Origin of the sequence: Rhodanobacter lycopersici (assembly GCF_040812335.1) — a bacterium.
In the GTDB taxonomy this organism is placed as follows: Bacteria; Pseudomonadota; Gammaproteobacteria; order Xanthomonadales; family Rhodanobacteraceae; genus Rhodanobacter_A; species Rhodanobacter_A lycopersici.
Genome location: NZ_JBFOHK010000005.1, coordinates 53,948 through 66,863 on the forward strand (window position 1 = coordinate 53,948; position 12,916 = coordinate 66,863).

General features: G+C 70.1%; 12 protein-coding genes. 2 read left to right on the forward strand and 10 right to left on the reverse strand.

Annotated features, from left to right (window positions below; translation table 11 throughout):
• Positions 1-25: 25 nt before the first annotated feature.
• A complete protein-coding gene (gene bioB, locus ABQJ54_RS16425; protein ID WP_367855405.1) occupies positions 26-1,069 on the reverse strand; it encodes a biotin synthase BioB in 1,044 nt (347 codons plus the stop codon).
• Between the two features lie 128 nt (positions 1,070-1,197).
• On the opposite strand from bioB, the gene ABQJ54_RS16430 reads away from it, so the two are divergent.
• A complete protein-coding gene (locus ABQJ54_RS16430) occupies positions 1,198-1,920 on the forward strand; it encodes a ComF family protein (RefSeq protein WP_367855673.1) in 723 nt (240 codons plus the stop codon).
• Positions 1,921-1,973: 53 nt separating this feature from the next.
• Here the strand turns inward: ABQJ54_RS16430 and ubiA are convergent, their stop codons facing one another.
• Positions 1,974-2,999, reverse strand: a complete 1,026-nt coding sequence (gene ubiA, locus ABQJ54_RS16435) for a 4-hydroxybenzoate octaprenyltransferase (protein ID WP_367855406.1) — start codon at positions 2,997-2,999, stop codon at positions 1,974-1,976.
• Between the two features lie 153 nt (positions 3,000-3,152).
• Here ubiA and ABQJ54_RS16440 point away from each other — a divergent pair, with 153 nt between their 5' ends.
• The gene (locus tag ABQJ54_RS16440) at positions 3,153-3,530 is read left to right on the forward strand and encodes a VOC family protein (protein WP_367855407.1); all 378 of its coding nucleotides are present in this window, start codon (positions 3,153-3,155) and stop codon (positions 3,528-3,530) included.
• 168 nt (positions 3,531-3,698) lie between these two features.
• On the opposite strand, the gene ilvD is transcribed toward ABQJ54_RS16440, so the two are convergent.
• From ilvD to leuD, 8 genes are all read right to left on the reverse strand, one after another.
• Positions 3,699-5,573: a dihydroxy-acid dehydratase gene (ilvD, locus tag ABQJ54_RS16445; RefSeq protein ID WP_367855408.1), complete on the reverse strand. Its 1,875-nt coding sequence runs from the start codon at positions 5,571-5,573 to the stop codon at positions 3,699-3,701.
• A gap of 43 nt (positions 5,574-5,616) precedes the next feature.
• On the reverse strand, positions 5,617-7,185 hold the full coding sequence (gene ilvA, locus ABQJ54_RS16450; protein WP_367855409.1) for a threonine ammonia-lyase, biosynthetic: 1,569 nt from the start codon (positions 7,183-7,185) through the stop codon (positions 5,617-5,619).
• Complete coding sequence (gene ilvN / locus ABQJ54_RS16455; RefSeq protein ID WP_367855410.1) at positions 7,182-7,460, reverse strand: acetolactate synthase small subunit; 279 nt, start codon at positions 7,458-7,460, stop codon at positions 7,182-7,184. Before ilvN ends, ilvA begins: the two co-directional genes overlap by 4 nt.
• A 143-nt stretch (positions 7,461-7,603) precedes the next feature.
• The gene (gene ilvB, locus ABQJ54_RS16460; protein ID WP_367855674.1) at positions 7,604-9,403 is read right to left on the reverse strand and encodes a biosynthetic-type acetolactate synthase large subunit; all 1,800 of its coding nucleotides are present in this window, start codon (positions 9,401-9,403) and stop codon (positions 7,604-7,606) included.
• Between the two features lie 148 nt (positions 9,404-9,551).
• Complete coding sequence (locus ABQJ54_RS16465) at positions 9,552-9,893, reverse strand: VOC family protein (protein WP_367855411.1); 342 nt, start codon at positions 9,891-9,893, stop codon at positions 9,552-9,554.
• A gap of 74 nt (positions 9,894-9,967) precedes the next feature.
• Complete coding sequence (ilvC, locus tag ABQJ54_RS16470; RefSeq protein ID WP_367855412.1) at positions 9,968-11,002, reverse strand: ketol-acid reductoisomerase; 1,035 nt, start codon at positions 11,000-11,002, stop codon at positions 9,968-9,970.
• Between the two features lie 229 nt (positions 11,003-11,231).
• Positions 11,232-12,329, reverse strand: coding sequence for a 3-isopropylmalate dehydrogenase (gene leuB, locus ABQJ54_RS16475; RefSeq protein WP_367855413.1), 1,098 nt, complete (start codon positions 12,327-12,329; stop codon positions 11,232-11,234).
• Positions 12,326-12,907 carry a 3-isopropylmalate dehydratase small subunit gene (leuD, locus tag ABQJ54_RS16480; RefSeq protein ID WP_367855414.1) on the reverse strand — a complete coding sequence of 194 codons (582 nt, stop codon included), beginning with the start codon at positions 12,905-12,907 and terminating at the stop codon, positions 12,326-12,328. Before leuD ends, leuB begins: the two co-directional genes overlap by 4 nt.
• Between the last annotated feature and the right edge of the window lie 9 nt (positions 12,908-12,916).

Below are 12,916 nucleotides of genomic sequence, written 5' to 3' on the forward strand. Positions count from 1 at the left end.
TCTGGTGGAGAGGGGGACAGGAAAATCAGGCCGCCGCACTGCACCCGCACCCATGCCCGCAACCTGCCGGCGCGGCTTCCATGATGTCCGCGTGCACCGTGCCCGCTTCCACCACCACTTCCATCGCGTGCAGGTCGAGGCGGCGGAACAGCGCGCGGTCGTGCTCGGTGTCGGGGTTGCCGGTGGTGAGCAGCTTCTCGCCGTAGAAGATCGAGCCGGCGCCGGCATGGAAGCACAGTGCCTGCACCGCGTCGTCCATCTGTTGGCGACCCGCGGAAAGACGCACGATGGACAGCGGCATCAGGATGCGCGCCACCGCGATGGTGCGCACGAACTCGAACGGGTCGAGCTTCTCCGCGTTCGCCAGCGGCGTGCCCGGCACCGGCACCAGCTGGTTGATCGGCACCGAGTGCGGGTGCTCGGGCAGGTTGGCCAGCGCCTGCAGCAGGCCGGCGCGCTGCGCGCGCGTCTCACCCATGCCGACGATGCCGCCGCAGCAGGTCTTCAGGCCGGCGTCGCGCACCTGTTCCAGCGTCTGCAGGCGATCCTGGTATTCGCGGGTGTGGATGATCTCGCCGTAGAACTCCGGCGCGCTGTCGATGTTGTGGTTGTAGTAGTCGAGGCCGGCATCCTTGAGCTGTTGCGCGTGGCCGTCGCCGAGCAGGCCCAGGGTGGCGCAGGTTTCCAGTCCCAGGTCCTTCACCGCGCGAACGATCTCCGCGACCTTGGGGATGTCGCGGTCCTTCGGCCCGCGCCATGCCGCGCCCATGCAGAAGCGGCTGGCGCCGGCGGCCTTGGCGGCCCTGGCGCGTGCCAGCACGTCGTCGACCTCCATCAGCTTCTGCGCCTGCACGCCGGTGTCGTAGCGCGCCGCCTGCGGGCAATAGGCGCAGTCCTCGGGACAGCCGCCGGTCTTGATCGAGAGCAGGGTGGATACCTGCACCGCGTTCGCATCGTGGTGTGCGCGGTGCACGGTATGCGCGTGATGCAGCAGCTCGTTGAACGGCAACGCGAACAGCGCGGCGACTTCGTCGCGGCTCCAGTCGTGGCGGATCAGGGCTTCGGGCATGGGGAGGCTCCGTGGCAGAGGCCGCGAAGTGTGGGCGGCCTGCCGATATGCGTCAACCGTTCGCACGGGTATCGAGGTTGACGAAGGCTGCCGCTACCATCGACTCGTCCAGCAAGGAAGGCATGGCGATGATCGGCAAGGAAGCATGGCTCCAACCGTGGCGCGGGTTGCAGTACTGGCTGTTGCCGCTGCGCTGCCTGCTCTGCGGCGCCCGAGGCGGGCACGGCGTGGACCTGTGCGCCGATTGCGCCGCGGAATTGCCGCGCAACCGCAGCTGCTGCGCGCGTTGTGCCCTGCCGTTGCCCGTGCCCGCCGCGCTGTGCGGCGAATGCCAGCGCCACCCGCCGCCGTGGGACGCGGCGTGGGCGCCGTTCCGCTACGGCTGGCCGCTGGATCGGCTGGAGTCGCGCTTCAAGTTCGGCCGCGACCTTGCTGCCGGCCGCGCGCTGGCCACGCTATGGCAACGCGAGAACATGCCGCTGCCGAAACCCGGGCTGCTGCTGCCGGTGCCGCTGCATCGTGCGCGCCTGCGCCAGCGCGGCTACAACCAGGCGCTGGAACTGGCGAAGCCGCTGGCGCGCCAGCTCGGCGTGCCGCTGCGCCACGATGTGCTGCTGCGCAGCCGCGGCACCGCGGCGCAGACCGAACTCGATGCTGCCGCGCGCCGCCGCAACGTGCGCGGCGCCTTCGTCGTGCGCCCCGGCATCGCATTGCCCGCGCACGCGGCGATCCTCGACGACGTGATGACCACGGGCGCCACCCTGGCCGAATGCGCACGGGTGCTGAAGCGCGCCGGTGTGCAGCAGGTCGACGTGTGGGCGCTGGCGCGGGCACCGTCGCCGAAGGCGTAGGAGCGGCTTCAGCCGCGACCGGCGGCACAGGGGCATCGCGGCTGAAGCCGCTCCTACCGTACCGCCAGCGCCAGCACGATGCCGATCCACACCGCCAGTCCCCACCAGTTGTTGTGGCGGAAGGCGGCAAGGCAGGGGCCGCGTTCGCGCTTGCGGATCAGCCAGAGCTGGTAGGCGAACAAGCCCGTGGCGACCAGCAGACCCAGCCAGTACGGCCAGCCCAGGTGCGCGCGCTGGCCCACGAACAGCATCGCCAGCAGCAGGGTGGCCATCAGGATGCCGAGGATCGGCAGGTCGGCGTCGCCGAACAGGATCGCGGTGGATTTCGCGCCCACCTTGAGGTCGTCGTCGCGGTCCACCATGGCGTACTCGGTGTCGTACACCACCGACCACAGGATGTTGGCGATGAACAGCAGCCAGCCCAGCGGCGGTACCGTGCCTGCCACCGCCGCGAACGCCATCGGGATGGCCCAGCCGAACGCCGCGCCCAGCACCACCTGCGGCAGGTAGGTCCAGCGCTTGGTGAACGGATAGATCGCCGCCAGCGCCGCGCCGGCGAAGGACAGCTTGATCGTCAGCGCGTTGGTGAAAAGCACGAGGATGAAGGCGAACACCAGCAGCGAGGCGAACACGATCAGGGCCTCGCGCGGCGTCACCCGCCCGCTGGCGATCGGCCGGCCGGCGGTGCGCGCCACCTGCGGGTCCAGCTTGCGGTCGGCGTAGTCGTTGATCGCGCAGCCCGCCGCGCGCATCGCGAACACGCCCAGCGTGAAGATCGCCAGCGGCTTCAGCGGTGGCCAGTCGCCCGCCGCCAGCCACAGCGCCCACCACGTCGGCCACAGCAGCAGCAGTGCGCCGATCGGGCGATCCATGCGGGTCAGCACCAGGTAGTCGCGGGCCTTCTCGCGATGGCGCGGCGGCAGCCACTGCAGCAGCCAGTCCAGCGTGCGCGACGCGCGGGTGGAGCTGTCGGCGGGGCGTACCGGCGACGCCCGACCGGTCGCGGCGGTGGCCCGCGGACGCGAGGCGGTGGGGGGGGGTGAAGTGCGTCGCTGGCGCTTGCGGGAGGTCGGAGCCATCCGGCGAGTTTAGCGTGGCGGCCCGACCCGGGTACCGTGACCGGGCCGGCCGACCGGGGGCCTCGACATGCCGGCAGCCCCGGTGTGGCGCAAGTCCCGGTGTGGCGTACGCTATGCGCCAGGTTCCATTCCACCTGTCCTGGGAGCCGTGCCATGCCCGAGTCGATCAGCCATATCGCGTTGATCGTCTGTGACCCCGCGCGTACCGCGGAACTGTTCGCCGGCGTGTTTGGCGCGCGCGTGATAAGCGATGCGGACGACGACGGCCATCGCCAGTCGCTGGCCAGGTTCGGCGGTGTCTGGTTCGTGCTGCGCCAGGGCGAAGGGCCGTCCGTCCGCAACGGCGACCACATCGCCTTCGAGGTCGAGAAGGCCGAACTGCCGGGTTATGCCGCGAAGTTGGTCGCGTTCGGCGTGGAATATTTCATGGCGCGCGAAGACTCCGCGCTGTACTTCACCGACTACGACAACCATGTGTTCGAACTTGACGGCGGCGGCTCGATGGATGAGGGGTTGGCGGAGCGGACGTAAGGGGAAACCGGGGTCGGAGCGCACTTTCACGGCGGCCATGACCTGACGGGGTACCGGCATGCAGTATGCGGCAGGTAGTCGGCACCCCGGCTGCGGTAGTGGAGCAAGTGGGTACTCCACCCGTCGCGGCCCCGTCCAGTGGCAAGGGCCGCGACGACCGCAGGCCGCTCAGTCGGCCGTTGCGGCGGAATGCGCCGCACCGAGCCGGCCCAAGTCGCGCACCGCGCCGTTGGCAGCGTTCGAGGCCAATGCCGCATAGGCCTGCAGCGCGACTGAAACCGGGCGTACGCGGCCTTGCGGTTTCCACGCATCGCGGCCGCGCGCTTCCATCGCGTCGCGGCGTGCAGCAAGCAGCTCGTCGGGCAGGTCGAGCTGGATGCGGCGGTTCGGGATGTCGATGGCGATGGGGTCGCCGTCCTCGACCAGGGCGATCAGACCGCCTTCGGCCGCCTCGGGCGAGACGTGGCCGATGGACAGGCCTGCCGTGCCGCCGGAGAAACGGCCATCGGTGATCAGCGCGCAAACCTTGCCCAAGCCCTTCGACTTCAGGTAGCTGGTGGGGTAGAGCATCTCCTGCATGCCGGGGCCGCCGCGCGGGCCTTCGTAGCGGATCACCACCACGTCGCCGGGCTTCACCTTGTTGCCGAGGATGCCGCTCACCGCCGCTTCCTGGCTTTCGTAGACCTTGGCGGTGCCGTGGAAGACGAGGATGGAATCGTCCACGCCCGCGGTCTTCACGATGCAGCCTTCCGGCGCGAGGTTGCCGAACAGCACGGCGAGGCCGCCGTCGTGGCTGTAGGGCGTCTTGGCCGAGCGGATCACGCCGTGCTCGCGGTCGGTGTCCAGGCTCTTGAAGCGCGAGGACTGGCTGAAGGCGACCTGCGTGGGCACGCCGCCGGGCGCGGCGCGGTAGAAGGTGTGCACCGCCTCGTCGTTGCTGCGCCGGATGTCCCATTGCGCCAGCGCGTCGTCCAGCGTGGGCGCATGCACGGTGGGACGGCTGGCGTCGATCAGGCCGGCGCGGTCGAGCTCGCCGAGGATGGCCATGATGCCGCCGGCGCGGTGCACGTCCTCCAGGTGCACGTCGGCCTTCGACGGCGCCACCTTGCACAGGCAGGGCACGCGACGGGAGAGGCGGTCGATGTCGGCCATGGTGAAATCCACGCCGCCCTCGCGCGCCGCCGCCAGCAGGTGCAGCACGGTGTTGGTGGAGCCGCCCATCGAGATGTCCAGGCTCATCGCGTTCTCGAACGAGGCGCGGTTGGCGATGGTGCGCGGCAGCGCGCTGGCGTCGTCGCGTTCGTACCAGCGGCGGGCCAGCTCGACGATGCGGCAGCCGGCCTGGCGGAACAGCTGCTCGCGGTCGGCGTGCGTGGCCAGCACCGAGCCGTTGCCGGGCAGCGCCAGGCCCAGCGCCTCGGTGAGGCAGTTCATCGAATTGGCGGTGAACATGCCCGAGCAGGAGCCGCAGGTGGGGCAGGCCGAGCGTTCCAGCGTCGCCACCTCGGCATCGCTGTAGCTGTCGTCGGCGGCGGCCACCATGGCGTCGATCAGGTCCAGCGAGCGGTCCACGCCCTTCATCTGCGTCTTGCCGGATTCCATCGGACCGCCGGAGACGAACACGGCGGGGATGTTGAGGCGCATCGCCGCCATCAGCATGCCGGGGGTGATCTTGTCGCAGTTGGAGATGCACACCAGCGCGTCGGCGCAGTGCGCGTTGGCCATGTATTCCACGCTGTCGGCGATCAGCTCGCGCGAGGGCAGCGAATACAGCATGCCGCCGTGGCCCATCGCGATGCCGTCGTCCACCGCGATGGTGTTGAATTCCTTGGCCACGCCACCGGCGGCCTCGATCTCGCGCGCCACCAGCTGGCCGAGGTCCTTCAGGTGCACGTGGCCCGGCACGAACTGGGTGAAGCTGTTGGCCACCGCGATGATCGGCTTGCCGAAGTCGCCGTCCTTCATGCCGGTGGCGCGCCACAGGCTGCGGGCACCGGCCATGTTGCGGCCGTGGGTGCTGGTGCGGGAACGATAGGCAGGCATGTGTTTCAGGCTCCGGGGACAGGGGTGTGGATGGTCGTCGGGGTCAGCTGCGCAGCAGCAGCCGGTAGGCGGCGTTGTCGCTCTCGTCGCAGTGCGGGTAGCCCAGCGTGGCGAGGAAGCGGCGCAGCGTGGGATGCTCGTCGGCCGGCGCCTGGATGCCGACCAGGATGCGGCCGTGGTCGGCGCCGTGGTTGCGGTAGTGGAACAGGCTGATGTTCCAGTCCGGGTGCAGGCGGGCGAGGAAGTCGGGCAGCGCGCCGGGGCGCTCGGGGAAGTCGAAGCGGTACAGCCGCTCGTCCTGCGCCAGCGGCGAGCGGCCGCCCACCATGTGGCGCAGGTGCAGCTTGGCCAGCTCGTCGTCGGTGAGGTCGAGCACGGCGAAGCCTTGCGCACGGAATGCCGCAGCCAGCGCCGCGCGCTCGTCGCGGCTGGCGGTCTGCACGCCGACGAAGATGTGCGCCTGGCGCGCGTCGCCGATGCGGTAGTTGAACTCGGTGATGTTGTGCCGGCCCAGCGCGGCGCAGAAGCGGCGGAAGCTGCCGCGTTCTTCGGGAATGGTCACCGCGAACAGCGCTTCGCGCTGCTCGCCGGCCTCGGCGCGCTCGGCCACGAAGCGCAGGCGTTCGAAGTTCATGTTCGCGCCGGAAATGATCGCGGCGAGCGTCTTGCCCTGCAGCTTGTGGGTGGCGGCGTACTGCTTCAGCCCCGCCAGCGCCAGCGCGCCGGAGGGCTCGGGCACGCTGCGGGTTTCCTGGTAGACGTCGCGGATCGCGGCGCACAGCGCGTCGCCGTCCACGCGCAGCATCTCGTCCACGTGGCGGCGGCACAGCGCGTAGGTGAGTGCACCCACCTGCTTCACCGCGGTGCCGTCGGCGAACAGGCCCACCTCGTCGAGTGCCACGCGCGTACCGTCTTCCAGCGAGCGCGCCATCGCGTCAGAATCGTCCGCCTGCACGCCGATCACCCTGGTCTGCGGCGACAGCGTCTTGATGCAGCTGGCGACGCCGGCAAGCAGGCCGCCGCCGCCCACCGGCACGAACACCGCGTCCAGCGGCGTGGACGACTGGCGCAGCAGTTCCATACCCACGGTGGCCTGGCCGGCGATCACGTCGAGATCGTCGAAGGGATGCACGAACACCAGGTCGCGCTCGGCCTGCAGGCGCGCGGCGGCGGCCTGGGCGTCGCTGTAGGAGTCGCCGGCCAGCAACACTTCCACGAAATCGCCGCCGAAGCGGCGCACCGCGTCCACCTTCACCTGCGGCGCGGTCACTGGCATCACGATCACCGCGCGGATGCCGAGCTTCGCCGCCGCCAGCGCCACGCCCTGCGCGTGGTTGCCGGCCGAGGCGGCGATCACGCCGTTCGCCCGTTCGGCAGTGCCCAGCGCGGCCATGCGGTTATAGGCGCCGCGCAGCTTGAACGAGAACACCGGCTGCAGATCCTCGCGCTTCAGCAGCACGCGGTTGCCGAGGCGCGTGGACAGCAGCCCGGCGGGTTCCAGCGGCGTCTCGCGCGCCACCTCGTACACGCGCGCGGCCAGCGTGCGGCGCAGCAGGTCCAGGTCGGACGGTGCTTCGTCTACTTCCGCATGTGCGGCGAGCCGTGCGTTCATGCCGGCGTGGCGGCGAGCCGGCTGCCGTCGCGGCTGCCCACCAGCGACAGGCTGCTCGCATCCAGCACGTCCACCAGCTTGCGCAGCTGGCGCAGGATCTGTTCCAGCGTGCCCTCGTCGCCGTGCATCACCAGGGTGAGCTGCGACATCGCCGGGTCGTGGGTGGTCGCCACGGTGAGCGCGTCGATGTTGACGTGGCGCGCGGCGAACAGCCCGGCCACGCGCACCAGCGCGCCGGATTCGTTCTGCAGCAGGATGGACAGGGTGTGTCTCATGGCATGGCTCCGCAAACCTTTCATGGTTGGAACTTGCCGTTCGCCCTGAGCGTAGGCCCGGAGGGCCGAAGTCGAAGGGCCGCCGCGGGCGGCGCTTCGACTTCGCTTGCTGGCGCAAGCTACGCTCAGCGCGAACGGAGTTTTCAGAACATCGAGGTGGGTGGAACCTCGTTCATTTCGGTGGGCGTGGCATGGCGCGAGGCGATGAACTCCCCGGTGATCATCTGCGCGTAGGTCGCGCCCGGCCCCACCATCGGATACACGCCGGCGTCGGGGTCGATCACCACTTCCAGGAAAGCCGGGCCGTCGAAAGCGAGGAAATCGGCGATGGCGGATTCCAGTTGCGCCTTGTCGTCCAGCCGCCGTGCCCATTCGAAGCCGTCGGCCTGCGCGGCAAGCACGAAGTCCTTCTTGTGCAGGCTCTTGTCGGAGGCGGCGAAGCGCCGGCCGAAGTACAGCTTCTGCCATTGCCGCACCATGCCGTCGCCGCTGTTGTTGAGCACGACGACCTTCAGCGGCAGGCCGTAGGTGGTGACGGTTTCCAGCTCGCCGAGGTTCATGCGGATGCTGGCGTCGCCGTCGATGTCGATCACCAGCGCGTCGGGCCGCGCGAATTGCGCGCCGACCGCCGCGGGCAGGCCGAAGCCCATCGTGCCCATCGAGCCGGAGGTGAGCCATTGCCGCGGCGCGCGGAAGTCGAAGTACTGCGCCGCCCACATCTGGTGCTGGCCCACGCCGGTGCTGACGACGGCGCGGCCCTTGGCGTGGCGGTTGATCGCCTCGATCACCGCCTGTGGCTGGATCAGCGCGTTCGCGCGGTCGTAGCCCATCGCGTGCCTGTGCTTCAGGGCGGTGACATGGGCGTGCCAGTCGTCCAGCGCGGGGCGGATGCCGTGGCCCTGGCCGTAGCGGGTCAGGCGTTCCAGCGCGAGACGCAGTGGGCCCACGTGGTGCCAGTCCACCGGCTTCACCTTGCCGATCTCGGCGGGGTCGATGTCGATCTGCGCGATGAACTTCGCGCGCGGCGCGAACTTGCCGGGCACGCCGGCCACGCGGTCGTCGAAGCGCGCGCCCAGCGCGAACACGAAGTCGCAGTCCTCCACCGCGTAGTTCGCGTAGGCGGTGCCGTGCATGCCCAGCATGTGCAGCGCCAGCGGGTCGGTGCTGTCGTACGCGCCCAGGCCCATCAGGGTGGTGGTGACCGGCAGGCCGAACGCGTCGGCGAACACGCGCAGCGCCACCGCCGCCTCCGCCGCGATCACGCCGCCGCCGGCGTAGATCAGCGGACGCCTGGCCTGCGCCAGCGCGGCGAAGAACGCGGCGCAAGCCTCGTCGTCCAGCCGCGCGTCCTCCACGGCGCGCAGGCGCGCGCGGTAGCCGGGGATGGCCAGGCGGCAGGCGCCGTCGAAACGCAGCGTGGCGTTCTGCACGTCCTTCGGCACGTCCACCACCACCGGGCCGGGGCGGCCGCTGCGCGCGATCTCGAACGCGGTGCGCAGCGTGGCCTCCAGTTGCGCGGCGTCGGTGACGAGGAACACATGCTTGGCGCAGGCCCCCATGATGTTGCTGACCGGCGCCTCCTGGAACGCGTCGCTGCCCAGCGACGAGGTGGGCACCTGGCCGCAGATCACCACCAGCGGAATCGAATCGGCCATCGCGTCGCGCACCGGCGTCACCATGTTGGTGGCCCCGGGGCCGGAGGTGACGATGGCCACGCCCACCTGGCCCGAGGCGCGCGCGTAGCCCGCGGCCATGAAGCCCGCGCCCTGCTCGTTGGCGGGCACCACCAGCGGCATCGGTTCGCGGCCTTCGGCCGATGCGTGATCCGCGTTGTAGCGGAACACGGCGTCGTACACCGGCAGGATCGCGCCGCCGGAATAGCCGAACAGCACGCTGCTGCCCTCGTCGGCCAGTACCTGCACGATCGCCTCGGCGCCGGTCATCGCGTGGCCGGCAAGCGGGTGCAGGTGGGTGGCGGGGGCGGGCTGTGCCGTCTGCGCTGAAGTCGTCACGTTGGGTTCCTGGTGGATGGGGTGCGTGATGTTCTTTGTCGTCATTCCGGCCTGCGCCGGGATGACGGGCTGGCGCCCGTCAGTTGCGGATCAGGTCGCGTTCGACGGCCGGGTGCACCGGCACGCCGAAGGTGGCGATGATCTGCAGGTCCTGCTCCAGCGTGGAGAAGCGCTCCCACGCGATGCCGTTCACGTCGGTGGCGCTGGTGAAACCCTGCGCGTCGTCGTCCTCGAAGCCGAGCTGGCAGACCCGGCCGGCCTTTTCGGGTTGCTGGCGGATCGAGAAGTTGAGGCTGTCGGTACGCCACATCGCGTAGATGCCGTAGACCAGGGCCTGCGGCGGCTGGCCCAGGCGCTTGCTGTAGTCGGCGATGGAAGCGTCCAGGTCGGCGACGGCCAGGGCGATATGGAAGCGTTTCATGGCTTACCTCGTTCTGCTCTCGATGCGTGGTGGAACGGGCCGCGCGACACCTTGCGCGCGGCCCGGCGTCGGCCTCAGCCGACCTTCTTCAGCGGTTCGGCGGCCGGCTTGGGCGCATTGGCCTGCAGCCACGGCATGCGGGCGCGCAGCTTCGCGCCCACCTGCTCGATCGGATGCTCCAGGTCCGCCTGCTTGAACTTCTTGTAGTTCGGCAGGCCGGCGTTGTACTCGGCGGTCCAGTTGCGCGCGAAGGTGCCGTCCTGGATGTCCTTCAGCACGCCTTGCATGCGCTGCTTCACCCCGGCGTCGATCACGCGCGGGCCGCTGACGTAGTCGCCGTACTGCGCCGTCTCGGAGACGAACTCCAGCATCCGGGTGATGCCGCCCTCGTAGAACAGGTCGACGATCAGCTTCAGCTCGTGCAGCACTTCGTAGTAGGCGATCTCCGGCTGGTAGCCGGCTTCCACCAGGGTCTCGAAGCCGGCCTGCACCAGCGAGCTGGCGCCGCCGCACAGCACGGCCTGTTCGCCGAACAGGTCGGTCTCGGTCTCTTCCTTGAAGTCGGTCTTGATCAGCATGGCGCGGCCGCCGCCGATGCCGTCGGCATAGGCGTGCGCCTTCGCCTCGGCGTGGCCCGACACGTCCTGGTGCACTGCCCAGATGCAGGGCACGCCGCGGCCGCGCTCGTATTCGGTGCGCACCAGCGCACCGGGACCCTTGGGCGCCACCAGGATCACGTCGATGTCCTTGCGCGGATCGATCTGCTGGAAGTGCACGTTGAAGCCGTGCGCGAACAGCAGCGCCGCGCCGGGCTTGATGTTCGGCTCGATGCTTTCCTTGTACAGCCTGGGCTGGACCATGTCCGGCGTGAGCACGGCGACCAGGTCGGCACCCTTCACCGCCTCGCCCGGCTCGGCCACGGCGAAGCCTTCGGCGCGCGCCTTCTCCCACGAGGGACCACCCTTGCGCAGGCCGACCACGACGTCGAGACCGGAGTCGCGCAGGTTGAGGGCGTGGGCGCGGCCCTGGCTGCCGAAGCCGAGGACGGCGATGCGGGCCTTGGCCAGCGTGTCGTTGGTGGTGTGCGTGCTGTTTGAGGTCGGGCTCATGCGGTGACTCCTTCGTTGACGGTGACGTGGGTGCGTGTGGTGGTGTGCGATCGGGTGCGATGGGTGCGGGTTGCCTCCCCTGCGCGCGCCAGGACGCCGGACAGGGGGCAGCGACGGAACCACGCTGGGGAGTGGACGTGCGTCGCCGAAGGCGCCGCGAGCGGCGCGCAGGGGAGGGCAGCAGTGGCGAAGGCGCGGTCGCCTTCGCCGTGACGGTGCGGGCGCGTGCTCAACCGCATGAGCGTGCCCCGCTGAAGAAGGCGTGCTCGTTGCCGGCGTGCTCTTCCAGCGCCGCCAGCACGGCATCGCGCACGTCGGCGGTGCTGGCGTGGCCGCCGAGGTCGCGGGTGCGCGGGCCGTGCTGCAGCACGTGGTCGACGGCCGCCTCCACGGCCTGCGCCTCGGCCTCCAGCTGCAGCGAGTGGCGCAGCAGCAGCGCGGTCGACAGCATCGCGCCGACGGGATTGGCCACGCCCTTGCCGGCGATGTCGGGTGCCGAGCCGTGGATCGGCTCGTACAGGCCGTTGCTGCCTTCGCCCAGGGAGGCGGAGGGCAGCAGGCCCAGCGATCCGGCCAGCGCGGCGGCTTCATCGGTGAGGATGTCGCCAAACAGGTTCTCGGTGACCACCACGTCGTAGCTGCCGGGGCGGGTCAGCAGCAGCATCGCCATCGAATCGACCAGCTGGTGCTCCAGCGTGACGTCGGGATAGTCGGCCGCCACGCGCGCGACGGTGCGGTGCCACAGTCGCGAGGTCTCCAGCACGTTGGCCTTGTCCACCGAGGTGACGTGCCGGCGGCGGCCGCGCGCCAGCTCGAAGGCGCGGCGGGTGACGCGCTCGATCTCGGCCTCGGTGTACCTGCACTCGTCGGTGGCGTAGTCGACGCCCCTGGTCTTCGCGCCGAAGTACGCACCGCCGGTCAGCTCGCGCACGAACAGCACGTCGACGTCCTTCAGCTTCTCGTCCTTCAGCGGCGACAGCGCGGCCAGCGCGGGATGCACGGTGAGCGGACGCAGGTTGGCGTACACGCCCAGGCCGGCGCGCAGGGCCAGCAGGCCCTGCTCGGGGCGCACCTTCGCGTTCGGGTCGGACCACTTCGGGCCACCCACCGCGCCCAGCAGCACCGCGTCGGCGGCCTGGCACGCAGTCAGCGTGGCGGCGGGCAGCGGCTCGCCGGTGGCGTCGATCGCGGCGCCGCCAGCCAGGTGCTGGTCGAACGAAAACGCATGTTCGTAGTGCGTGGCCACGGCCTGCAGCACGGCAACCGCCGCTGCAGTGACCTCGGGACCGACGCCGTCGCCGGGCAGGGTGACGATGCGTGCCTTCATGCGGCTTGCTCCTGTTGTTCGTAATGGGCGATCGACTTCTCGTTCTGCAGCAGGTAGCCCAGCTGGTCGACGCCGTGCAGCAGGCAATGGCGTGCGAACGGTTCCAGTTCGAAACCGATGCGGCCGCCGTCGGGCAGCGCGATGTACTGGCCCTGCAAGTCGATACTCAGCTCGACGCCCGGGTTCGCCAGCAGCCAGCGGTGCTCGGCGGGCGAGATCACGATGGCGAGCAGGCCGTTCTTCAGCGCGTTGTTGCGGAAGATGTCCGCGATCTCGCTGCACAGCACCGCGCGGATGCCGTAGTCCAGCAGCGCCCACGGCGCGTGCTCGCGCGAGGAGCCGCAGCCGAAGTTGCGACCGGCCACCACGATGGCGCAGCCCTTCGCTTCCGGCCGGTTGAGCGGAAAGGCCGGGTTGTCGCCGCCGTCCGGCAGGTAACGCCAGTCGTTGAAGCACAGCCTGCCCAGGCCTTCGCGCGTGGTGGTGGTGAGGAAGCGCGCCGGGATGATGCGGTCGGTGTCGATGTTCTCGTCCGGCAGCACGGCGGTGCGGGAGTGGATGCGGGTGACGGGCTGCATCAGAAAACC

Bases quoted from the DNA above. Each gene is read 5' to 3' on its own strand.
- ilvN (WP_367855410.1), bottom strand. From the start codon at position 7,460: ATGAGACACACCCTGTCCATCCTGCTGCAGAACGAATCCGGCGCGCTG.
- ilvD (WP_367855408.1), bottom strand. From the start codon at position 5,573: ATGCCTGCCTATCGTTCCCGCACCAGCACCCACGGCCGCAACATGGCC.
- leuB (WP_367855413.1), bottom strand. From the start codon at position 12,329: ATGAAGGCACGCATCGTCACCCTGCCCGGCGACGGCGTCGGTCCCGAG.
- ABQJ54_RS16440 (WP_367855407.1), top strand. From the start codon at position 3,153: ATGCCCGAGTCGATCAGCCATATCGCGTTGATCGTCTGTGACCCCGCG.
- ilvB (WP_367855674.1), bottom strand. From the start codon at position 9,403: ATGACCGGCGCCGAGGCGATCGTGCAGGTACTGGCCGACGAGGGCAGC.
- leuD (WP_367855414.1), bottom strand. From the start codon at position 12,907: ATGCAGCCCGTCACCCGCATCCACTCCCGCACCGCCGTGCTGCCGGAC.
- ABQJ54_RS16430 (WP_367855673.1), top strand. From the start codon at position 1,198: ATGATCGGCAAGGAAGCATGGCTCCAACCGTGGCGCGGGTTGCAGTAC.
- ubiA (WP_367855406.1), bottom strand. From the start codon at position 2,999: ATGGCTCCGACCTCCCGCAAGCGCCAGCGACGCACTTCACCCCCCCCC.
- ilvC (WP_367855412.1), bottom strand. From the start codon at position 11,002: ATGAGCCCGACCTCAAACAGCACGCACACCACCAACGACACGCTGGCC.
- bioB (WP_367855405.1), bottom strand. From the start codon at position 1,069: ATGCCCGAAGCCCTGATCCGCCACGACTGGAGCCGCGACGAAGTCGCC.
- ilvA (WP_367855409.1), bottom strand. From the start codon at position 7,185: ATGAACGCACGGCTCGCCGCACATGCGGAAGTAGACGAAGCACCGTCC.
- ABQJ54_RS16465 (WP_367855411.1), bottom strand. From the start codon at position 9,893: ATGAAACGCTTCCATATCGCCCTGGCCGTCGCCGACCTGGACGCTTCC.